13 protein-coding genes are annotated in these 25,668 nt (G+C 34.3%); all 13 read left to right on the top strand.

Features of this window, described 5'->3' with window-relative positions:
- Positions 1-255: 255 nt before the first annotated feature.
- The 13 genes from FEM21_RS04950 (at position 256) to kduI (ending at position 25,665) form a co-directional block, all read left to right on the top strand.
- On the top strand, positions 256-2,571 hold the full coding sequence (locus FEM21_RS04950) for a GH92 family glycosyl hydrolase (protein WP_035658538.1): 2,316 nt from the start codon (positions 256-258) through the stop codon (positions 2,569-2,571).
- Positions 2,572-2,585: 14 nt separating this feature from the next.
- The gene (locus FEM21_RS04955; RefSeq protein WP_035658540.1) at positions 2,586-4,382 is read left to right on the top strand and encodes a hypothetical protein; all 1,797 of its coding nucleotides are present in this window, start codon (positions 2,586-2,588) and stop codon (positions 4,380-4,382) included.
- Positions 4,383-4,461: 79 nt separating this feature from the next.
- The gene (locus FEM21_RS04960) at positions 4,462-5,310 is read left to right on the top strand and encodes a DUF4861 family protein (protein WP_035658542.1); all 849 of its coding nucleotides are present in this window, start codon (positions 4,462-4,464) and stop codon (positions 5,308-5,310) included.
- 242 nt (positions 5,311-5,552) lie between these two features.
- Complete coding sequence (locus tag FEM21_RS04965; RefSeq protein WP_035658545.1) at positions 5,553-7,130, top strand: glycoside hydrolase family 28 protein; 1,578 nt, start codon at positions 5,553-5,555, stop codon at positions 7,128-7,130.
- Positions 7,131-7,158: 28 nt separating this feature from the next.
- The gene (locus FEM21_RS04970) at positions 7,159-9,453 is read left to right on the top strand and encodes a GH92 family glycosyl hydrolase (protein ID WP_035658548.1); all 2,295 of its coding nucleotides are present in this window, start codon (positions 7,159-7,161) and stop codon (positions 9,451-9,453) included.
- A gap of 30 nt (positions 9,454-9,483) precedes the next feature.
- On the top strand, positions 9,484-10,470 hold the full coding sequence (locus FEM21_RS04975; protein ID WP_035658549.1) for a family 43 glycosylhydrolase: 987 nt from the start codon (positions 9,484-9,486) through the stop codon (positions 10,468-10,470).
- Between the two features lie 26 nt (positions 10,471-10,496).
- Entirely contained in the window at positions 10,497-12,731 is a 2,235-nt protein-coding gene (locus tag FEM21_RS04980; protein ID WP_051627481.1) for an alpha-N-acetylglucosaminidase, read from the top strand.
- A 77-nt stretch (positions 12,732-12,808) separates the two neighbouring features.
- A complete protein-coding gene (locus FEM21_RS04985) occupies positions 12,809-13,876 on the top strand; it encodes an acyltransferase family protein (RefSeq protein ID WP_236353526.1) in 1,068 nt (355 codons plus the stop codon).
- A gap of 49 nt (positions 13,877-13,925) precedes the next feature.
- A complete protein-coding gene (locus FEM21_RS04990; protein ID WP_035658722.1) occupies positions 13,926-16,889 on the top strand; it encodes a glycosyl hydrolase 115 family protein in 2,964 nt (987 codons plus the stop codon).
- 20 nt (positions 16,890-16,909) lie between these two features.
- Entirely contained in the window at positions 16,910-18,736 is a 1,827-nt protein-coding gene (locus FEM21_RS04995) for a metallophosphoesterase family protein (RefSeq protein WP_035658723.1), read from the top strand.
- 38 nt (positions 18,737-18,774) lie between these two features.
- Positions 18,775-22,806, top strand: coding sequence for a hybrid sensor histidine kinase/response regulator transcription factor (locus FEM21_RS05000; RefSeq protein ID WP_035658554.1), 4,032 nt, complete (start codon positions 18,775-18,777; stop codon positions 22,804-22,806).
- Positions 22,807-23,231: 425 nt separating this feature from the next.
- Complete coding sequence (locus FEM21_RS05005) at positions 23,232-24,677, top strand: MFS transporter (protein WP_035658557.1); 1,446 nt, start codon at positions 23,232-23,234, stop codon at positions 24,675-24,677.
- 148 nt (positions 24,678-24,825) lie between these two features.
- A complete protein-coding gene (kduI, locus tag FEM21_RS05010; RefSeq protein WP_035658558.1) occupies positions 24,826-25,665 on the top strand; it encodes a 5-dehydro-4-deoxy-D-glucuronate isomerase in 840 nt (279 codons plus the stop codon).
- Positions 25,666-25,668: the final 3 nt, after the last annotated feature.

A 25,668-nucleotide genomic window follows, 5' to 3' on the forward strand; every position in this document is an offset into this window, starting at 1 on the left:
TATACTTGTTTCAATAGTTTCATTTTTTTGATTCAGAAGAAATCAAACTGTTTTAAAAGAGAATTGAAAAATGTCTTTCTAAAAATTAATTCATTTCCAAATTGTTTCTAATAGTATTTCAATTGTTGAATAGGATGTTTTTTGCCCAAAACAATACTTAAAGTATAGCCCTAAATATAAAATTATTCTTGATGAAGAAGCTTTAAAATCTTTAAAAGCAGCTTGTTTTTCATCAAAAAAAACAAACAGATAAATATGAATTTTTACCGTTCACTAAAATATAGCGTAGCAGTTGGCCCTGTTTTATTATTCATTTTATCATGTTCAATAAAGCCTTCAGGAAGTAATTATGTAGATTTTGTTAATCCGTTAATTGGTACAGCGCCTTCTACAACTATTAGTGCTTTGCAGCATGGCGAAGATGAAACTGAAAGCAATGCGCAGGTTGTCCCTTATGTTACGGTTCCTTTTGGAATGACTAACTGGACGCCACAAACTAAGGCGACTGAAACCAAATGTGTAGCTCCTTATTATTATACTGATACTAAGATTTCAGGTTTTAGAGGAAGTCATTGGCTGAGTGGCTCTTGCGTGCAGGATTATGGAAGTATGACCATTATGCCGATAACAGGAAAGCTGAAATGTCAGGCTGATGAAAGAGCATCGAATTTTTCTCATGATACCGAAAAAACGACTCCCTATAATTACAATGTAAATCTGGCTGATTACAAGATTGATGTAAATATGACAGCAACTAAGCGTTGTGGTTTGTTCCAATTTACATTCGAAAATTCAGGCGAAGCGCACATTATTGTGAATCCAAATAGCGATGAAGCACAAGGATTTATTCAAATAAATGCTGATAAAAACGAAATCGTAGGCTATAATCCGGTACATAAAATTTATCAGGGATGGGGAGACAAAGCAGGATTTAGCGGCTATTTTGTAGTGAAACTAAGTAAAAATTCAGCTTATTTTGGAGTTTATCAAAATGAAAAAATCCTAAAGGGAAATACCCAAATTACTAATCAGGAAAATATAGGAGCTTATATTTCTTTCATGGTTGAAAAGGGAGAGACCATCGAAGCTAAAATTGGAACTTCATTTACAAGTATCGAACAAGCCAGAAAAAATTTAGAAAGCGAAACTAAAGATTTAGATTTTGCTGAAGCGAAAGAAAATTTAAAAAATACCTGGGAAACTTTACTTTCAAAAGTAAAAGTTGAAGGAACCAATAAAGATGACAAAGTAAAGTTTTACACAGCAATGTATCATAGTTATTTGCATCCAAGAACTTTTAATGATGTTGATGGAACGTATGTAAGTTTTAATGGAGGAAAGCAAATAATGAACAGCGGTAAAGAAGATTATTTTACTGATTATTCCATGTGGGATACATACAGAGCTTCGCATCCATTATTCAATTTGTTAACGCCAAAAGTCAATGGACAAATGATGAAAAGTTTGTTCTCAATGGCTGAACAAGGCGGATGGTTGCCGGCTTTTCCTTGCTGGAATAGTTATACTGCAGCAATGATAGGCGATCATTCTACAGCAGCAATAGCCGATGCTTATTTGAAAAATAATATCGAAATTTCAGATAAACAATACAGTTATTTATTGCAAAATGCCTTCAAATCGCCAGCTAATCATGCTGACTATTTGGACGGAAAAGGACGCCGTGGTTTGACATCGTATTTAAAATATGGTTATATCCCATTAGAAGATCAGGTTTTAGAATCCTTTCATAAAGGCGAACAGGTTTCAAGAACCTTAGAATATGCTTTTGATGATTTTGCGCTTTCGCAAATTGCAGCTAAAAAAGGAGATACTTTACACGCCAGACTTTTGAAAAAAAGAGCGTTGAATTATAAAAATGTTTACAGCGTTGCTGATTCTTGTGTAAGAGGTCGCTTTGCTGATGGCACTTTTACTAAAGATTTTGACAAGTTTATCAGAAAACCCTATATCACCGAAGGAACGCCATACCAATATACCTGGTATGTTCCGCAGGATATCAAAGGTTTAATCGATTTAATGGGAGGAGAAGATGGATTTAATGCCAACCTCGATCGTTTCCATGCCGCCAAACAATATTGGCATGGAAATGAACCTGGTCACCAGATTCCGTTTTTGTATAACTATTCTGGGCAAGCCTGGAAAACACAGGAATTGGTTACCCAAATCATGAAAACCGAATATAGCAATCAGGTAGGTGGCTTGAGCGGAAATGATGATGCAGGACAAATGTCGGCCTGGTATGTGTTTTCAGCCTTAGGATTTTATCCGGTAGCTCCGTCAGTTCCTCAATATGTGATTTCGGGACCTCATTTTGATAAAATTACATTGCAATTAGAAAACGGAAAAACATTGACAATTAATGCCAAAGGAGCTTCTTCGGGAAATAATTATATTCAAAAATTACGCTTTAATGGAGTAGAATATGATAAAACTTTTTTAGATCATTTTTCTGTTTTAAAAGGAGGGACTTTAGATTTCGAAATGGGCAATGAGCCTAATAAATCATGGGGAACGGCTAAAGAAAGTAAACCATTTTCATTGTCTAATTAGTAAAACAAATCAGTATGAACAAAATGAGCCGCGGAGAGTTTTTAAAACTGGGAAGTTTGTCATTGCTTGGTGCTTTGGCTAGTGATGCTGTTTTGGCTAATGACACTTTTTTTAGTGCTGATGCTACTGCAAAAGTAGATCATGAGCTGATGAAAAAGCTGATTGCAACTAATGATACCAGTGTAAAACTAGTGCTTCAAAAAGGATTACCAAATACTGGAATTCGCCTGAGTAATTTTCGTCCATTGGCAACTACTATTGCAATATTGTCTGCTGCAGTTTCTCATAAGGACTCCGCTTTTTATAAATCAGAAAAATTAGTAGAACATCTTAATCAAACGGCTGATATTTTATTAAAAAGTCAATATAGTGACGGTACGCTTGATGCTGGAGGTAATAGACAATCGCCACCTGATACGGCTTTTGTTTTAGAATCAATCTGTTCGGTAGCTACAGTTTTAAATAATCACAAACAAGAACAGTTAGAAGGTTTAAGAAATAAACTTAAAAAATTTATTCAAAATGCAGGCGAAGCCATGATAACCGGAGGTATTCATACGCCTAATCACCGATGGGTAGTTTGTACGGCTTTGGCCAATATCAATTCGCTTTATCCGGATGTACGCTATGTAAACCGAATTGATCAATGGCTGGCCGAAGGTATTTATCTAAATAAAGACGGACATTATGCAGAACGAAGCGGCGTTTATTCGGCAGTTATTGACAAGGCGTTGATTACTATGGCAGCTTTGCTCAATAAACCGGAATTGCTTGAAATTGTTCATAAAAACCTGATTACGTATTATTATTATACAGAACCAAATGGCGATTTAGTTACGGTGGATTCTAAAAGACAGGATCAGTTTATGAATTTAACGGCGACCAAATTTTATTTGCAATACCGATTCATGGCGATTAAAACCGGAAATCCAATGTTTATAGCAATGGTAAACCGCATTGAAAAAACGCCTGATTTTGAACAATATGTTTTAAAGGATTCGTTGGTTTCGTTTATGGAAAATCCAAAATTACAACAACAAATTCCTGCTGACGCGAAGTGGAATCTTGATTTTGAACAGTTTTTCACCTTTTCAAATTTGGCTCGAATTCGACGTGGAAAAACTTCGATAACATTATTTGGAGGTAATGATAAACCTTTAATGATAGTTTCCGGAAGATCATCAAACCCTAATTTCCTGATGTATAGAAAAGGAGAAGCTGTTTTAAAATACATGCGAATGGCTTCTTCTTTCTTTCGAATGGGATATTTCAGTAGTGATGGTATCGAAAAAGTGGGTAATAAATACATTTTGAGAGAAACAAAAGAAGCTGATTATTATCAGCCATTGGCAGCTGAGTTTATAAAACCAGATGGAGATTACCAATTATCGGAATCAAAAGACAGACGATTTTGGAACAAAATGGATTTCGAGAATAGAGTAGCTTCCAATGTAAAAAAGCAAACAACAATTATTGAAATCGAAGAAAATAACGGCATATTAAATTTAGATTTCAAAGTAGATGGTCCGCCTAATACTGAAATAACGATTGAAATGTGCTTTAAAGAAGGAACAAAAATAGAAGGAGCAACATTAGGCGATAAAGGAAATTATTTCCTAAAATCAAGTATTGCGACTGTAAGTATGGAAAATGATAGCATACAGCTTGGACCTGGAAAAGCAGAACATCAAAGCGTAAATAACTTAGATAGTGAAGAATATACCTATCATCAGGGAAGTTTGCGTACCGATGGATTGCATGTTTATGTTACTGGTTTTACACCATTTCATCATAAAATGACAATTTCTTAATTATAGAGGATTTCTTCGGGCATTGTAGAAAGTTTACTTAATTTTACGAAAATTAAGTTTAATCTATAAAATTGAAATTATGAAATTATCATTTATGACTGCTTTGCTGTTTGCTTGTGTTTGTTTTGGGCAAAATAATACAGACACAAGTTTGTATATGAAGTCTGATAAGATAACTTACCTGACAGACATTGGTTCAGAATCAGGTGATTTATACAAAACGATTGGTCATCATGGACCAGCAGTCGAAAACGAATGGATGGCATTGCGAATTTATTTTAGCGATAAAGTAGCGATTGATGTTTACAACAAAGCTAATCCAGGTTTGGAATTGAAAAAAGCAAGTTGGTATCCTACTCCGGCACAACAAAAAGAAGGATGGGGAGCTGATTATTATAAAGTAGCATCGACTGTAGGTTTAGGAGGAGTGAAATTATGGGACGGAGAAAAATTAGTTTCATTAGATCCTGTAACAAATCGTTTGGCTCGTGTTGGAAAAACCGACACAACTTCATGGATGGAAATGATTTCCAGAGGTGTGCCTTACAAAGGGAAAAAAGTTGATATCCTGGTTCGTGTTACCGTGTTCTCTGGAAAAAGAGAAGCTAAAGTTGAAGCAGTTAGTTTGAACGGCGAAAAAGTACAATTTGCTACAGGAGTAAATTACTTTAAAGGTTTTGAAACTAAAAAAGGAAATAATTACATCGCAGTTTGGGGAGAACATCCTGAAGACGTAGCGGCTGAGGTAGTAGGAATTGGAGCGGCAATAAAATATAATCCAAAAGATTATGTAAAAAATACCGATGACGGAACACAGTATTTATTAATCTCTAAACCTACAAAACATTTAGCAACTGAAATTATTTCAGTTTGTGGTAGAGAAAAAGAGATAAATACGCTGGATAAATTAGAAGCTTACATAAAATAGAGTGAAAATAGCACTTTATTTCTTGTAGGATTTGAAATTCTGAAAAGTAAAAAAGTGCACAGATGATACTAAATCTAAAGGGCTGAAATTAAAAAAACAGTTTTTTATTAGATCCATCAGTGTCATCTGTGCACTTTTTTTGTGCCTTTTTTTAAAGGAGTGTTTTGTGTGTAAGTTGTTGTTTTTTAAGTTTTTAAATATAAAAAGTGTTTTGGTTCTGATAAAATTATAATAAAGATAAAATGTTTAAATTAAAATTACATCTGTTATTTGTGTTCCTAATTTCAAGCCTTTTGGTATTAGGTTCGAAAGCTTGTGCGCAAAATAAAAACAAGACTCAAAAGGAGTTTTTAATTACTAATTATGGCGCCAAAGCAGATGGGAAAACTTTAAATACAATAGCGATTCAAAAAACAATTGATGCTGCTTTTAAAAATAAAGGCGGAATCGTAGTTTTTCCAAAAGGGCACTTTTTATCAGGAAGTATTCAATTGAAATCGAATGTGAGTCTGCATCTTGAAGAAGATGCGGTTTTGTTAGGAAGCACAAATCCTGTGGATTATGTTAAAATGGAATTTCCGGGACGACCTGATTCTCCTAAAAAAGATGATAATTCGCAAATGGCTTTAATTGTAGCACATAAAGCAAACAATATCAAATTATACGGAAAAGGAAAAATAGATGGTCAGGGATTACAATTGGCATTAAATATAGACAGTTTACATCATGCCGGAATTGCGGTAGATCCTAATTATACCATTAAAAGAAACCGACCTAACGAAACCATGAGACCTAAGTTGTTTCGCTTTTCTCAATGTGATGCAGTAGCAGTTGAAGGCTTACAATTGACTGCTGCTTCATGCTGGGGCTTGTCTTTCGAATTATGTTCGAATTTAAGTCTGGATGGATTAAAAGTGGTCAATCGTTCTTATTGGAATAATGACGGAATTGATATTACAGATTGTAAAAATGTAAAGATTACTAATTGTGATTTAGACACTGCAGATGATGGAATTTGCCTTAAATCTTATTATCCAGGATATGCTAATGATGGAATTTATATTGCTAATTGTACGATAAAATCCAGTGCCAGTGCGATAAAATTTGGAACTGCTTCCTATGGCGGATTCAAGAATGTGGTAATAAAAGATATTCAGGTTTTTGATACTTTTCGTTCGGCTATTGCTATCGAATCGGTTGATGGAGCTGAGATAGAAAATATTGAAGTTTCAAATATTAATGCTGTAAATACAGGCAATGCAATTTTTATTCGAATAGGACAACGAAGCGGAGAAAAAGCAGGAAGCATTAAAAATGTGAGTATTAAAAATATAAAAGTGCAGGTGCCTTTTGGAAGACCGGACAGCAATTACGATTTAAGAGGTCCCGAAGTCGATTTTTTCCATAATCCGTTTCCATCATCAATTGTTGGAATTCCGGGATACAAAATTGAGAATGTAAGTCTTGAAGATATTACTATTTCCTATCCGGGTAGAGCGAGCAAAGGAATGGCTTATATCCCGATTAGCCGATTGCATCAAGTGCCTGAGAAAATTCAGGATTATCCGGAGTTCTCCATGTTTGGCGAATTACCAGCCTGGGCATTTTATGTGCGTCATGCTAACGGAATTAGTTTCAAAAATGTAAAAGTTAGTCTGGACGATGTTGATTTCCGACCTGCCTTTGTATTTGATGATGTTCAGAATTTGAATATGAAACAAATCGATTTACCGGAAGCTAAAACCGAGCAAGTAGTTTTAAAAAATGTCGCTGAATCTAAAATTGATTTGAAAGAATCGAATATTAAAACCATACGATAAAATCGCATTTGTATTTAAAATAAAAATTATGAAGAAAAGCCAAAATTCCTTTTTTGTTTGTTTAACATTGTTACTACAGTATTTGTTTTTGAACGCACAAAATCATCGTTTTGTTGATCCTATGATTGGTTCCGAAGGGCTTGGAAATGTTTTTGTGGGACCATCATGTCCTTACGGAATGGTCAAACCGGGACCTGATAACGACTTAAATGCCAATAGCGGTTTTACAACTGATTTGAATAAACCAATTTACGGATTTAGTCAGGTGCATGTAAGTGGAACGGGCGGTGGAGCAAAATATGGTAATGTTTCGATTATGCCTATTTCGGGAGATTTTGAAACCATCAAACAGGAATCTTTACGCGAGAACGAAAAAGTAGCCTTAGGTTATTATAGTGCTTTATTGAAAAAATGGAAAATTCAAACGGAAATTACCACTTCTGACAGAGCGGCTTTTTACCGATTTGGTTTTGATTCGAATTCGAAAAATGCAGTTAAAATTGATTTAGGAAGATATCTAGACGAATCTATCATTCCTGATGGAAGAGAAGCACAGCAATTTGTAGGCTCTCAGGTAGAAGTGATTTCGGATACTGAAGTTCGTGGTTATACTAAAATCCGTGGAGGTTGGAACAATGGAAGTACCTATACGGTTTATTTTTCGGCAGTATTTGAGCAACCATTTATTAATTTTTCGACATGGAAAGGAGAAACTTTTTTTCCAAATGAAAAAAATCAGGTAGATAACGGAAAGAAAACCGGAGCCATGTTGTTTTTCGAAAACTTAGCAAATAAAACGCTGAACATGAAAATTGGAATTTCATTTATCAGCAGTTTAAAAGCCAGAGAAAATATTGACAAAGAAATTCCGCACTGGGATTTTAAAAAGGAATTAGCAGAAACCCAACAAAAATGGGAAAACTTATTACAAAGAGTTGAAGTCGAAAAAGAAGCTTCAGTAGAAAAGAAAACTATGTTTTATACAGGATTGTATCACACTATGCTGATGCCTGTGGATCGTACAGGAGAAAATCCGTTATGGGAAAATGATTCTCCTTATTACGATGATTTTTACGCTATTTGGGATACCTACCGTTCTTCAAGTCCATTAATTACGCTTTTAGATCCTAAACGAGAAATTGATATTGTCAATGCGATGTTACAAATTTACAAGCGCGATGGTTATTTGCCAGAAGCCAGAAGTGGAAATGCAAATGGAAGAACTCAGGGAGGTTCAAACGCTGAAGTAGTAATTGCTGATGCTTTTGTAAAAGGTTTAGAGGGCATCAATTATAAATTAGGCTTAGAAGCGATGATGAAAGATGCTTTATTCCCTCCGGGAGGAAATGAAGAAAAAGAAGGTCGCGGCGGATTAGTAGATTACAATCGTTTGGGATATGTTTCGACAGATTATGTGCGTTCCGGAAACCGAACTTTAGAGTATTCGTACAATGATTATTGTTTAGCAATTGTAGCCAAAGGAACCAAACGTAAAGGAGAATATTGGCGTTTTATCAAGCAATCAGACAACTGGCAAAACTTATGGAGAGATATTGAAGATAATGGTTCTCGTGGTTTTATTATGCCAAAAGATTCCAATAAAAAATGGGTTGACAGTATTCAATGTGCAGCCACTAACGGAAAGATATCTTATGTGCCTTACACACCTTTGGCGCAGGATTGGCCTAATTGTGTTTGCTGGTGGTGTGGTGTTTTTTACGAAGCCAGTTCTTGGGAATATTCACTTTCAGTGCCTCATGATGTAGCGATGTTAATTAAAAAGACTGGCGGAAATGAAGCTTTCAAAAAAAGACTAAACACTTTGTTTGACAAAAAGTTTTACAATGTAGCGAATGAGCCTTCGTTTTTGAGTCCGAATTTGTACCACTGGATTGGTCGTCCTGATTTGAGTAACGATCGCATTCACCAAATTATTGATGAAAATTACAACAGCAGCCGTAACGGAATTCCCGGTAATGACGATTCAGGTGCTATGTCTTCCTGGCTGGCTTTTCACATGATGGGCTTGTATCCTAATGCGGGACAATCTTATTATTTGATTAATTCGCCTTATTTCAAGCAAACAGTGATTCATCAGGAAAATGGAAAAGATTTTACCATTAAAGCCAAGAATCTTTCGGATAAAAACAAGTACATCAAATCGGTAAAATTAAACGGAAAAGCGTTCGAAAATGCATTTATTGAGCATAGTGATATTGTTACAGGTGGTGTGTTAGAATTTGAAATGGCTGCAACGCCTTCTAAAACATGGGGAACAAAACAAGTTCCTCCTTCTAAATCAGATCAGGCAATTGAGGAATAATAATTTTTATTGATGATTAAAATAATAGTAATGAAGAATTTTAAACCGGGTATTTTTATTTTGCTGATGAGCATATTGCTGATTTCTTGTAAGCTAACAAGCAAGAAGGACAATCTACAGTCTAAACCAAAAATAGTAAATCCCATTATAGAAGGATATTTTGCAGATCCCTGCATTGTAAAAGAAGGAGATACTTTTTTTATTTATGCTACAATTGATCCTTGGGGAGGCGATGAACTGGCTGTGTTTTCAACAAAGGATTTTTTAAAATTTGAGCGTCATCATTTAAATTGGCCAACAAAAAAGGCCTGTACAAGTCCGGGGTCCAATGATTCTATGGTATGGGCGCCTTCTGTTAAAAAAGCAGCTAACGGAAAATATTACATGTATGTTTCTGTGGGAAGCGAAATTTGGGTTGGTGTGAGTGATGCTCCGCTAGGTCCCTGGAAAAATGCCAAAGAAGATTCTTCTCCTTTAATTGCATCAAAAGACTATCCTGCTGTACATAATATTGATGCCGATTGCTTTATTGATGAAGATGGTCAGGCTTATTTATACTGGGGTTCCGGATTTAATTGGAAAAATGGTGTTTGTATGGCGACCAAGCTGAATTCGGATATGATTTCATTTCATGAAGAACCCAAAGCAGTCACTCCTAAAGATTATTTTGAAGCTCCATACATGATTAAGCGTTTTGGAAAATATTATTTAATGTATTCATCAGGAAAAGCCATAGATGCTACTTATAGAGTAGGATATGCTGTTGGAAATTCTCCATTAGGTCCATTTGAAACCGCTTCGAATAGTCCTATTCTGGAAACGTCTGCTGATAGTACAACTTATGGACCAGGACATCATTCCGTATTTAATGAAAATGGACAGGATTATATTTTGTACCATCGAATTTTTCCGCAAAAAGAAAAATATGTTTTACGTCAAATTTGTATTGATAGTCTGAATTTTGATGCAAATCACAACATAAAAAAAATAAAACCAACTGGTATTTCCAGTTTCTGATTTTCTATAATATAATCTAAAAAAATATGAGAACCAATCTTAAATTAATCCTATTGTTTATTGTTTTTGTTTTTGAAGCAGGAAACTGTCAACCGACAAAATCAAAAACAGAAATAGCTACTACTGCTGGCCAGCTTATTGCTCGTGTTGTGCCTAACCACGCTTCGCAGTTTAGTGTCGAAATCGAATCTTCCAATAAAGAAGATTGGTTCGAAATTGTTTCTAAGGGAGACAAAATTGTTTTAAGAGGTAACAATGGGGTTTCGGTTGCATCGGCTTTGTATTATTATCTAAATAATTTCACAAACAGCCAAATTACCTGGAATGGAACCAATTTGAATTTGCCTAAAAAATTACCAGCAGTTCCTAAATTGATTCATAAAAAAACACCTTATGAATACCGCTATTATTTGAACTATTGTACGTTCAATTACAGCATGAGTTGGTGGGATTGGACTCGTTGGGAAAAAGAAATTGACTGGATGGCTTTGCACGGAATCAACATGCCGCTTGCCATTACAGGAGAAGAATACATCTGGGATGAAGTTTATAAATCTTATGGTTTTACCGATGAAGATTTGAGTACTTTTTTTAGTGGACCTGCTTATTTCTCCTGGTTTTGGATGGGGAATTTAGATGGCTGGGGCGGACCTTTGTCTAAAAACTGGAAAGACACGCACCGCGATTTACAATTGAAAATTCTAAAAAGAGAACGTGAATTAGGAATGAAAACCGTGTTGCCTGCTTTTACAGGTCACGTTCCTGCTTCTTTTAAAAAGTTTTTTCCAAATGCTAAATTAAAACAAACCAACTGGGGGAATGATTTTGAAGATACTTACATCTTAGATTCTGATGATCCGTTATTTGCCGAAATTGGTAAGAAATTCTTAGAAAAACAATCTGAAGTTTACGGAACCGATCACTTGTATTCAGCAGATACTTTTAACGAAAATACACCGCCTTCGAATGATCCTGTTTATCTTTCTGAATTAAGTAAGAAGATTTTCGAAGGCATGAAATCAGCCGATAAAGATGCGGTTTGGGTAATGCAGGGTTGGCTTTTTTACAGTCACAGAGAATTTTGGGAAGCGCCACAAATCAAAGGAATGCTGGATGCAGTTCCTGATGATCGCATGATTGTATTGGATTTGGCTACCGAAATTGAACCCGTTTGGAAACGAACAGAAGCTTTTTATGGCAAACAATGGATTTGGAATATGCTGCACAATTTTGGTGGAAATATTTCAATGTTTGGAAGAATCGAAGCCGTTGCCAATGAACCTGCTAAAGCTTTAAAAGATCCTAAATCAGGAAAATTAAAAGGAATTGGATTAACAATGGAAGCCATTGAACAAAATCCGGTTTTGTATGAGTTGATGACGGATAATACCTGGAGAGATACACCAATTGAATTAAATTCATGGTTAGCTAAATACACTTTAAACCGTTACGGAAAATCAAATGCTGATATTTCTAAAGCCTGGGATATTCTGGTAAAAACAGTATATAATGGAGAAGTGATTCGTGATGGAGCAGAATCAATTATTGTGTCGCGTCCTACTTTTGAAGGCTATCGTCGTTGGGCGAGAACCAAATTAAATTATGCACCAAAAGATTTACTTCCAGCCTGGGATCTTTTTATAAAAGCCATTCCTGTTGCTCAAAAATCAGATGGTTTCCAATATGATTTGGTAGATGTGAGCAGACAAGTTTTGGCAAATTATGCACTGCCTTTGCAACAAGAAATAACTAAGGCGTATCAAAATAACGATAAAGTAGCATTTGATAAATACAGCAAGGAATTTTTAGAATTGATTGACGATATGGATTTGTTATTAGCGACACGTCAGGATTTCCTTTTAGGACCATGGATTGCCGATGCCAGAAGCTGGGGAATTGATGAAAAAGAAAAAGCATTGTATGAGCAAAACGCCCGTGATTTAATTACGCTTTGGGGTGGAGCTGATAACAGATTGCATGAATACAGCAACCGTCAGTGGAGTGGACTGTTTACTGATTTTTACAAACCGCGTTGGCAACAATTTTTTACAGATGTAAAAGCCAATTGGGGAAAATTCAATCAGGATAATTTTGATAATAAAATAAAAGAATGGGAATGGAAATGGGTAACGGAGAGAAAAGATTTTCCTGTAAAAGCTAAAGGGAATCCAAATGATGTTGCCAAAGCATTACATAAAAAATACAGATCCCGTATTATTCCCGTAACGGAAAGAATGGCACCAATTAAATACGATTACTAAACATGAACGCAATTTCTAACCCAAATTCCAATCGTTTTTTGTCCCTTGATATGTTCAGGGGACTAACGATTTGTTTAATGATTGTAGTCAATACACCTGGAACGGGAGCTCATTTCTATGACTATTTGACTCATGCCAATTGGTTTGGATTTACCTTAGCCGATTTGGTATTTCCTTCCTTTCTTTTTGCAATGGGAAATGCAATGAGTTTTTCTATGGGAAAAATGAAAGAAACTACGGCTAATGTATTTTGGAAAAAAGTCATCAAACGCAGCGTTATCATTTTTCTTCTGGGTTATTTAATGTATTGGTTTCCTTTTTTTAGACAAGGAATGGATGGCGTCTGGGAATTAAAACCTTTTGCCGAAACCCGCATTATGGGGGTTTTGCAACGCATTGCTTTATGTTATTTTGTTACTGCCATTATTTTTTATTATTTGTCAGAGAAAGCAGCAATAATTCTTTCGGTAATATTGTTGTTGGGATATTGGGCAATATTGTATTTATTTGGACAACCAGGAGCTGAATTAGAAATGGCTACCAATGCTGTAACTCGTTTTGATTTATTTGTTTTAGGAGAAGGTCATATTTACAAACGCGATAGTATTCCTTTTGATCCCGAAGGAATTTTAAGCACCTTGCCTTCCATTGTCAATGTTGTAGGCGGTTTTATCGCTGGGAGTTTTATTCAAAGAATTGGAAAAACATTTGAAGGAATAGCAAAACTGTTGATTGTTGGTTTTCTTTTGATGGCTTTAGCCCGTTGGTGGGATTTGGTTTTACCAATTTCTAAAAAATTATGGACAGGTTCTTTTGTGTTGTACACCGTTGGAATTGATTTGTCCATCATGGCTATTTTAATTTATTTTATCGAATTAAAACAAAAGCATTTTGGAGTAGAATTTACCACCGTTTTTGGTAAAAATCCTTTGTTTATTTATTTGTTTTCTGAATTGTTTTTTATCACTTTACGTCTCATTCCGGTAAATTCAGAGATGGATGCTTTTGAATGGGTTAGTGAACGTATTTTTCAAAGGATATTTCCAGGAAGTTTTGGTGCATTTGTCACCGCCATTATATTCATGTTGATTTGCTGGTCTTTGGGCTGGTGGTTGAATAAAAAACGCATTTACATTAAAATTTAATGAGGCTATTTCGATGCAAATAGTTCTGAAAGAATTAAAAAATATAATTATGTTTAAAAATAAGTGCAATACCTTTTTTCTAGTTTTGATTGTTCTTTTTGCTAATGCAATAAAGGCGCAAAACAGCAATTTTACTATTGTTTCAGGAAAACAAAAAGCGAGTATTTTAGTAGAAGACAAAGAACCAAAAGTGGTTCATATCGCTGCTAAAATGTTGGCTGATGATGTTTTTTCTATCAGCAATCAACGATTGGCAGTTGCGAAAAACAGTTCAGGAATAGTAATCATGGCAGGGACTATTGGACAAAGTAAATGGATTGATGCTTTAGTTTCGAAACAAAAAATTACTGTTACTGATGTAAAAGATAAATGGGAAACCTATAAAATTCAAGTAGTCGAAAATCCAACAGCAACCATTAAAAAAGCATTGGTTATTGTAGGTTCTGACAGAAGAGCTACAGCTTATGGTTTGTTAGAAATTTCCAGAATGATGGGAGTTTCTCCTTGGGAATGGTGGGCTGATGTTACGCCTGACAAAAAAGACGATCTAGTCTTAAATGTTGAAACGAAAACCTATGGTTCGCCATCAGTGAAATACAGAGGAATTTTTCTAAACGATGAAGACTGGGGTTTGCAGCCCTGGGCAGCTAAAACTTTCGAACCGGAAACTGGAGATATTGGTCCAAAAACCTATGCTAAAGTTTTCGAATTGTTGTTGCGTTTGAGAGCCAATACCATTTGGCCAGCGATGCATAAAAGCACCAAAGCTTTTTATTCATTTCCAAAAAACAAACAAGTTGCTGATGATTATGCTATTGTGGTAGGAACTTCGCACGCAGAACCGATGTTAAGTAATATTAACGCAGAATGGAAGCATAATACTATGGGTGAATATCGTTATGATACCAACTCAGGAGTAATCAAAGATTTTTTCAGGAAAAGAGCTAAGGAAACCGCTCCTTTCGAAAATATTTATACTGTAGGAATGCGTGGCGAACATGACTCACCGATGATTGTAGGCGAAGACGATTCGGATTCTCAGGTTAAATTATTGGAGCAGGTAATTACCGATCAAAGAGCGATTTTGAAAAAAGCTACAGGGAAAGATGCTGCTAAAATTCCGCAGGCATTTATTCCATATAAAGAAGTATTGGATTATTACCAAAAAGGATTACAACTCCCAGAAGATGTGCAATTGGTTTGGACGGATGACAATTATGGATACATCCGTCAATTGAGTAACCCAAAAGAACAAAAACGTTCGGGTGGTGCGGGAATTTATTACCATACTTCTTATTGGGGACGTCCACATGATTATTTGTGGTTGAATTCGACTAATCCTGTTTTGATGTGGGAAGAAATGGAAAAAGCCTATGAATTTCAATCCCGTGATTTATGGATTTTGAACTGCGGCGATATCAAACCGCACGAATACAATATCGAATTGTTTCTTGATATGGCTTGGGATATGAACCCTTTTGCTAAAAGCCAAAGTGTGAAAACACACATGCAAAACTGGGCTTCGAGAGAATTTGGAACTCAGAATTCTAATTCGATAACAGAATTATTTTTCGAATATTATCGTTTGGCATTTCAACGTCGTCCTGAGTTTATGGCATGGAATCAGGTAGAACCGGAAACCAAATCAAAACCAACGGCGCTGACTCAAATCCATTATGGAGATGAGGTTTCGAAAAGGATTGACGAATACCAAAATTTGATGAATACTGCTGAAAAATTGCAAAAAGAGATTCCAGCAAATCGTCAAAATGCTTTTTACGAATTGGTAACTTATCCGGTTGTTGGCGCGGCGAGTTTAAATCATAAATGGTTGTATTCGTATAAAAATAAATTTGTAGCTGAGCAGGGAAGAGGAAGTGCTGCTTTTTTTGCCAAAAAATCATCTGAAGCTTTTCAACGAATTCAGAAAGAAACGAATTATTTTAATAACGAATTTGCTAACGGAAAATGGAAACATATTATGAGTATGTCCCCAAGATATTTGCCGGTTTTTGCAGAAACAACAGCAACTACAACAGCTGTAGAAGCGAAACCAGAATTGAAATTGGCATTGGAAAGTTATGAAATGGAAGTGAATCATAGAACTGAAAATTCCTATGCCGATGTGTTGCCTGTTTTTAATGCTTATGTGAAAAATCAATATTATATTGATGTTTTTATGAAAGGGGAAGGCCAGGTTTCCTGGCAGGCAAAACCTAAAGCCGATTGGATTAAAATTTCTCAAAATCAAGGAACTTTAGATAATAAAGAAAATAGTCAGCAACGTCTTTGGGTAAGTATTGACTGGACTAAAGTCCCAAAAGGAGAAAATCAAAAAGAAGCGCCTTTAGGACACGATTATCAGTTGATTCCGCCAAGTTATAAGGTGAACTCTGCAATTGATTTTGTGAGTAAAGATACTTTAATCACTATTGGAGTTTCGGCTTTTAATCCTAAATTTAAAGAACTGGAAAATTACAAAGGTTTTGTTGAAGACAAGGGTTTTGTGTCGATTAATGCTGCGAATTATTCGAATAAAAAATCAGGAAAGCATGCACAATGGGAAACTTATGAAGGCATTGGTTATGCCGGGAAAGTGAGTGTGGCTTTGCCCCGAACCGCTACTTCAGAAATGGATGTACAAGCTATAAAAGATAACAGTCCCGTAATGGAATATGATTTTTATAGTTTTAACTTTGGTCAGGCCAATGTGAGAGTGCAGGCTATTCCAACGCATGCTTTTTATGATGGAAAAGGAGTAAGATGCGCTGTAGCCATTGATGATGCAGAACCTGTAATTTTAGATTTTCAAACTTTTGGACGCAGTGACGAATGGCTGCAAAACGTATTAAAAAATGCTGCTGTAAAATCAACAGAACAAATTATCAACAAAGCAGGAAAACATAAGTTAAGAATCTGGATGGTTGATCCGGGAGTAATGATCGATCGCGTTTTAATTGATTTGGGAGGTTGGAAAGATTCATATGCTTTTCCCCCGGAAACTAAAATGTAAATTTGAAAAAAAAAGTAAAAATGAACTATTGTAAGTGGATAATTGGCGGCCTGTTTTTTATTGTTATTTCCTGTACTTCGGTTAAGAATAAGTCTAAAAATACTCAGATTGCCTTTCTGTCAGATGTTCATTTATTAGACATTTATGGTACATTTCGGGATTCGGATTACAAAGGAATTTCGAATCCTTTAGATGGTAAATATACTTTGGTTCGAACCATGAAGTCGCAATTGCAATCGACCAGATTGTTCAATGAAAATTATTTTGCTTTTCTGGCAGCTTTGGATGATGTGGTGAAACGAAAGATAAAAACGGTGGTTTTACCTGGAGATTTTAGTGATGATGGTCAGCCAATAAATATTCGGGGATTAAAGCGAATTTTAGATGATTATTCGAAAAAACATGGAATTCATTTTATCATTACTACAGGAAACCATGATGTTGCCAAACCTTATTTGACTGATGCCGGAAAGACTGATTTTTTAGGTATTGGAGGAAAAGAACAGGTAATTATGAGTAAAACAGGAATGTACATTCCTAAAAGCAAAGATGAACTTGCTGTTGTGATTACCAAAGATATTGGAACCATGGGTTATGCCGAAGTTTTAAAGGAACTAGGCGATTTTGGTTTTTTTCCAAAAAAAGAAAATACCTATTGGGAAACTCCTTTTGCAACTTACAATTATGATAACTATAGTTTTGAAAAAGCTGTAGCACAAGCTTCAATTGACAAACGAAATTATAACATTCCACCTTATAATACTATAGTGCCCGATTTGAGTTATTTAGTCGAAACTCAAAATAACGTTTGGTTATTAGCCATTGACGGAAATGTGTATGTGCCAAAAGAAGCCGTAAAAGAAAATCCTAAAAATCCATTGAATTATAATGGTCCGGGAGTGGGGTACAATACAGTTTTGACTCATAAAAAACATCTCATAAGCTGGGCAAGAAAAGTAGTCGAAGAAGCAAAGAAAAAAGGAAAAACGCTTATTGCTTTTAGTCATTATCCTATGGTGGAATTTAATGATGACGCTTCGGAAATGATGAAGCAGTTATTTGGCGAAGATAAAATGCAGTTGCACAGAGTTCCAAGTGAAGAAGTAGCGCAAATTTTTGCTAATGCAGGAGTACAGCTTCATTTTGCAGGGCACATGCACATAAATGATACCGGAGTTCGAAAGTATGATAATGGTAAAGGATTATTTAATATTCAAATTCCATCGCTGGCGGCATATATTCCAGGATATAAAATTTTGACAATCAAAAATAAAAATAAGGTAGAAATAAATACGGTTATTATTGATTCGGTTCCCGGATTTAAAACGCTTTTTCCTTTGTACGAACAGGAATATGCTTATTTAAAAAATAGTAATGATCCTAAAATATGGGACAAAGGAATATTACAAGCCAAAAATTATCAGGAATTTACTAATTGGCATTTAAAAGAATTGGTTCGAAGCCGATTTCTTGAGAAAGATTGGCCTGTAGAATTCAAAGATTATATGTTGAAAACTACAGCAAAAGACTTAATGACTTTAGCTCATGTTTCTGCTTCGAAAAAAGAAAAATACAAGAACGAAAACTGGACTGGTTTTGATTTTATTTTTGATTATCATCGAATGTATTCTGCAGATGAATTAGCGTTAAAGGACATTGGCGTTAAGCGAATAAATCAATACAAAATAATTATAGATTCGTATAAAAAACAGTATCAATTGTTAGAAAAGCCTACTGCAATCCAAACTTCTTTTTATGAGTTTTGCTCCATTTTTGAAAAGTTTTTAAAAGCTGCTCCATCTGATAAATTTATTATAAATTTGAAACGGAATAGTATTCGCAATTAAATTTGTTCAAAAACCAAACCATCCAACCAAACCAACTTATGAAATCTAAAGTAATTATAGTTTTCCTTCTATTGATTACTGTGTCCAAACTTGTGGGACAGAATATAAAATTCGAGCATTATAATGAAAATAATGGACTTTCGTATAATTCGGTAAGACATATTGTTCAGGATAAGAACGGTTTTATGTGGCTGGGAACTTTCTTTGGTTTGAATCGTTTTGACGGTTATCAGTTTAAGCCTTATATGAGTTCTGAATTTGGAAAAAACAAACTCTATAATGATGATATTACTGCACTAGAACTTGATGAAGCTTCGCATGATTTATGGATAGGAACCAGAAAAGGGCTTACGCTTTATCAAATGGATACCAATGTTTTTACTACTTTTTTTAATAAAAAAAACGATCCAAATAGCTTGCCTGAGGACGAAATTCGTTCGGTTCATGTAGATAAATTCAAGAGAGTCTGGGTAGGAACAATGTCTAAAGGAGTTGCTGTTTATTCTCCAAAAGAGCAGCGTTTTTCAAAGATTAATATCAAAGGATTTGATTATATCAAAGAGATATTTCAGGATAAAAAAGGAAATATCTGGATAGGAAGTTTTGGTAAAGGATCAGTAGCTAAAATTATATTAGGAACAAAAGGCGAAATTTTAAAGATTACTACTTATACCTTATCAATTCCTAATTCCAATCAAAAAAATCCATACATCAATTTTATATATGAAGATGTAAAAGCGGATATTTTTGTAGGGACGAGGGACGGACTTTACAAGTTAAACAAAGCAAAAAACTTATTTGAAAATCTGTACATAAACGATGCCGTTTTAAGAAATAAGTTAGGACCTTATTTTATTTCTGTCGCTCAGGCTCCTGATGGGAAATATTGGTTAGGAACTCTGGGAGGACTTGTGGTTTGTGATCAGTTAGAAAATGTAGCCAATGGAAATTTCCAACGTTATTACTCTAAACTTACTGATGATAGTTCGTTAGTAGGGAATTTAGTTAATTCTTTATATTTCGATAAAACAGGAGTTTTATGGATAGGAACCGAAGACGGTTTAGATAAATATGACCCTTATGGCGATCAGTTTAAAATTAGTAAGGACATTTCACTGTATAATGACAATCAAAAACCTAATATTAGAGGATTTGCAAAAACTTATGATGGAAACGTCATAGCAGCAACAAGATACAACGGGCTTTTTGTTTCCAGAGATAAATCTTTCGTTCCGTTACATAATAGCAAAAACGATATTGCCAGTGTTTACTCGAATGATGGAAAAACGGTATATTGCGGTTTGTGGAATGGAGAAATAGTAGTCTATAATTATTTATCAAATAGTTCTAGATTAGTTGATGTGGGAATTAAAAACTCTCCGATAATTTCTTTTTTAGTTGTTGACGAAAATACTTTGGTGGTAGGTTCTTTTGGAGAAGGCGCTGTAATTGTAGATCCAAAAACATTAGATGTTAAAGTGCCAAAAGGTGTTTTATTGCCTAATTTCCAAATTAGTAAAATTAAGGCCGACAGATTTAAAAATTTATGGTTCGCTACCGAAACGGGTGTTGCTAAGTATAATTTAAAGACCAAAAAACTTAAGATTTATTTAAAAGGAGAAGATGAAAAAATAGGACTTCCGGCTAATTATGTCAGTGATATTTTGATTGATACCAACGGAGATATCTGGGTAGCAACAGTGAAAGGTTTAGGGATTTATGATGCTAAAAAAGATAATTTTATTCCTATTCTGGAACCTAAAGAACTATATGGTAAGTGGATTACCGATTTAGAAATGGACAATGATGGTTATTTATGGTTAAATATTAATAACAATAGTATTGCCCGATACAAAAAGAAATCAAAAAAGATAAATATTTATTATGTTGATAGCGGAAACCGATTAGATGTTTTTAGCTCTAAAGGATTTTACAGTTTAAATAATTCGACTATTTATTTAGGTGGTAAAAATGGTATTATCTATTTTTCTGCCGATAAGATAAAAGAGAATAAAATTTCTCCACAACCTATTATTACCGAGTTCAAAGTTCAAAACGAAGAAGTTTTTCCAGGAGTAGAAATTAACGGTCAAATTCCATTTTATAAAGATATTAATAGCAATAAAGAGGTAGAACTTAATTTTGATAATCGAAATTTTTCTATTCAGTTTTCGACACCTTCCTATACAAATGAGAGGCTTAATAAGTTTGAGTATATGCTCGAAGGTTTTGATAAAAACTGGATTACAACTACCAGTGATGCAAGAACAATTCAGTACACCAACTTGAATCCAAATAAATACGTTTTTAAAATAAGAGCCAGTAATAGTGATGGTGTGTGGAGTAAAACGAAGGCTTATAATATCACGATTTTATCTCCTTTTTGGACAAATACTAAAATTTTCCTGTTATTGATTTTGTTGTTTTCAGTGTCAGCTTATTATATTAGAAAAGAAATTAGATCCCGAATTAAATTACGACAAGCGCTTTTATTAGAAAGAGTGAAAAGAGACAGTGATGAACGTTTGTCTAATGAAAAATTACAGTTTTTCACGAACATTTCTCATGAATTAAGAACACCTTTAACTTTGATTTTAGGTCCTGCGAAACAATTATTAGAACAGGAAGAAGGTTTTGATTATGATAAATCGAAGCTGCATTTAATTTATCAAAATGCAAGTAGGTTGTTATTGTTAGTAAATCAAATTCTTGATTTTAGAAAAGCACAATCGGGAGAGTTAAAGCTAAAAGTTTCTAAAACTGAAATTATTGCTAACACCCAAACAGTTTTTGATTCGTTTAGACAATTAGCTCAGGAAAAAGAAATTAATTTTCATTTTAATTACGAAATTGAAAGTCTCGAAGGCTGGATTGATGTAGATAAATACCATAAAATTTTATACAATTTACTATCGAATGCTTTAAAGTTTACTAACAATTTTGGAACTGTAGATTTATTTATTGGAGTAAAGGAAAATGATGGAGAAAATAAATTGATTGTGGAAGTAAGTGATGATGGTATTGGAATTCCATTAGAAAGTCAGAAAAAGATTTTTTCCAGATTCTATCAGGTAAAAACCAGTAAAAAGAACAATACAGGTTCAGGAATTGGTTTGTCATTAGTGATTTCTTTAGTTGAGGTACACCGCGGGCATTTGAAATTAAAAAGTGTTCCATTGCAGGGAAGTACTTTTACATTTGAATTACCTATTTCTAAAAGCAGTTATAAAAAGAGTGAGGTTTTTGATATTGAATACAAAGAAGCCGAGGTGGAGTACGCTCCTCTGGATACTGTAAAGAAACCCAATCAAAATACAGAACTAAAACAGAATATTTTAGTAATTGAAGACAATGCCGAACTTCGTTTTTTTATTGTTGATTATTTATCAGATTACTATAAAGTGTATCAGGCCGAAAATGGTGATGAAGGACTGCATCTTTGTAAAAAAATAAAACCGGCACTTTGTGTTGTCGATGCGATGATGCCGGTTATGGGAGGTTTTCAGTTTGTCGAAACTTTGAAAAGCGATGAGGAAATTAGTCATACCGCATTAATTATGTTAACAGCATTGTCTGAAAATGAAAACAAGATTAAAGGTTATAATTTAGGAGTTGATGAATATATGGTCAAACCATTTGATCCTTCATTGTTAAAAACCCGAATTGATAATATTATAAAAACCCGAATTGAGTTAAAACAAAAATTTTCAGGTGAGATAGAAAGTGATGTGGCAACCTTAACACATTCACAATTAGATGTCGATTTTATCGCGAGTATTACAGGTTTAATCGAAGAAAAAATTAGTGATCCGGAACTTACTGCTAATTTTATGTGTGCTGAACTAGGAATGAGTTCGTCTAAATTGTATCGAAAAATAAAACAATTGACTGATTTGTCTCCTAATGAATTTATACGCACCGTTCGTCTTAAAAAAGCAGCGCAATTACTCAAATTAAAAACATACAATGTTTCAGAAGTAGCTGACAAGGTAGGTTTTAATGATCCTTTGTATTTTAGCAGATGTTTTAAAAAACAATTTGGTTATTCTCCAAGCCGATTGATTAAGTGATTTTTTTAATCATTTAATGCTTAGAACAACTCAGATTTAAACATTTCTTTGTTCAATTTCATTTTTAACGAATATTCAATAAAAATTAATTTTTTGGCATAATTTTGGTTGAATAGTTTCGCTAATTATAGAATTTAATATATAAATTAGCGGATGTTTAAATTAAGGGTTTAATTTTTAAATAATATGTTTATTTATGTTAGATTTTTTTAATTTTAAGAGAAAACATTTGTGTTTCAATTATTAAGAATTACATTTGTGTAATCGATTGCATCATCTTTTGCAGATTATTGTTCGTTTGCAGCTATGATTTAATAGATTGTTTATTAGTTTTTTACCTTTTTTATAGCTTTAATGGCTGTTTTTTAGGCTTGTACTGAATATTTAAATTTAACCAAATATAATATATTTAAAAATCTCTGATTATGAATCAAACAAACAAGGCTGTTGGAAACTATCGTTGGACTATATGTTCGTTATTGTTTTTTGCAACTACTATTAATTATTTAGACAGACAAGTACTGTCTTTAACATGGAACGATTTTATTGCACCTGAGTTTCATTGGACAAATAACGATTACGGAAATATTACAGCTTTGTTCTCTATCTTTTATGCAGTTTCTTTGCTCTTTGCAGGGAAGTTTGTAGACTGGATGGATACTAAAAAAGGTTTTCTTTGGGCAATTGGAGTTTGGTCTATAGGTGCTTGTTTACATGCTTTTGCAGGAATTGCAACTTCTGGAATTATAACAGGAAACTGGTTTGTAGGTTTTGAAGGGGCTAAAGAAGCTATTGAAACTGTGAACGATACGGCTCTGGTAATTAATGTAAGTGTTACTTTGTTTATTTTTGCTCGTTTTGTTTTGGCAGTTGGAGAGGCTGGGAACTTTCCTGCGGCAATTAAAACTACAGCTGAATATTTTCCTAAAAAAGACAGAGCTTTTGCTACTAGTATTTTTAACGCCGGAGCAACAGTAGGAGCATTGGCTGCGCCAATTACAATTCCTTTTATTGCAAAATCTTTTGGATGGGAAATGTCATTCATCATTATTGGTGCTTTAGGATTTGTTTGGATGGGATTCTGGATTTTTATGTATGATAAACCAGAAAGACACTCAAGAGTGAATGCTGGTGAATTAGAATATATTCAACAAGATGATGTTGCTGATAGTAAAATAGCAGGTTATGTTCCTGAAACGACTACAAAAGTAAGTTTTAAAGATTGTTTTAAATACAAACAAACATGGGCTTTTGCTTTTGGTAAATTCATGACTGATGGTGTTTGGTGGTTTTTCTTATTCTGGACTCCGGCTTATTTAAGTTCAGTTTACGGAATGGATTCTACAGAAGCAGCTTTCCCGTTATTTGTATTGTATATGATAACATTGTTGTCAATTATTGGAGGTTGGTTGCCAACTTATTTCGTAGAGAAAAAAGGAATGAATCCTTATGAAGGAAGAATGAAAGCAATGTTGATATTTGCATTTTTTCCTCTACTAGCATTAGTGGCTCAGCCATTAGGTTATATTTCTTATTGGTTGCCGGTAATTATAATTGGTATTGCAGGTGCAGCACACCAGGCTTGGTCTGCTAATATTTTTACAACTGTAGGAGATATGTTTCCTAAAAAAGCAATTGCAACAATTACTGGTATTGGTGGTTTAGCGGGTGGCTTAGGATCTACAGTTATTAATAAAGGATCAGGAGTTTTGTTTGATTATACTAAAGAAACAGATATGGTTTTCCTAGGCTTTAAAGGTATAGAAGCAGGTTACTTTATTATCTTCTCTATTTGTGCAGTGTGTTATTTAATAGGTTGGGCGGTTATGAAATCGTTAGTGCCTAAATATGCTCCAATAACTGATTTGTAAAAAGAATAAATAAAAAAGGCTCTCTTAAGTTTAAGAGGGCTTTTTTTGGTTTTTTAACTTTTTGTCAACAACTTGTTTTCATAAAAGTAGATATAAAAATAAATTAAATTAATACCTTTGTAATCGATTACATTAAAACAGAATAATTATGGCGAATTATAGTTCTAGATACGCTTCTAGCCCTCAAGCAGTAAAACAATATGATACTAAGCAATTAAGAGATGAATTTTTGATTGATAACTTAATGCAGGAAGATGAACTTACATTTACTTACTCGCATTATGATAGATATATCACAGGTTCAGCAGTTCCTGTTACTAAAGATTTAGTTCTTGAAACAATCGATCCTTTAAAGTCAAGCTATTTTTTAGAGCGTAGAGAAATTGGAATCATCAATGTAGGAGGACATGGTTCTGTTGTTGTTGAAGGGGAAACGTACGAACTAGGATTTAAAGATGCTTTATATATTGGTAGCGGAAATAAAGAAGTAATATTTAAAAGTGCAGATGCTAAAAATCCTGCTAAGTTTTATATTAATTCTGCTCCGGCTCACACCTCTTATCCTACAGCAAAAGTAAGTTTAGCTGAAGCTAATAAATTACACTTGGGTACGATGGAAACAGCTAATCACCGTACAGTAAACCAAATGATTATTGGAAGTGTGGTAACTACTTGTCAATTGCAAATGGGAATGACTGAATTGAAACCGGGAAGTGTTTGGAATACAATGCCGGCTCACGTTCATGATCGTCGTATGGAAGTGTATTTTTACTTAGATATTCCGGAAAATCAAGCGGTTTGTCACTTTATGGGTGAACCGCAGGAAACAAGACACATCTGGATGAACAATCACCAGGCAGTAATTTCTCCACCTTGGTCTATTCACTCAGGAGCTGGAACTTCAAATTATACTTTTATTTGGGGTATGGCTGGTGAAAACCTGGATTACGGAGATATGGATGTTTGTAAAATCACTGATTTAAGATAAAAA

This window comes from Flavobacterium seoulense (assembly GCF_000695795.1).
Classification (GTDB): domain Bacteria; phylum Bacteroidota; class Bacteroidia; order Flavobacteriales; family Flavobacteriaceae; genus Flavobacterium; species Flavobacterium seoulense.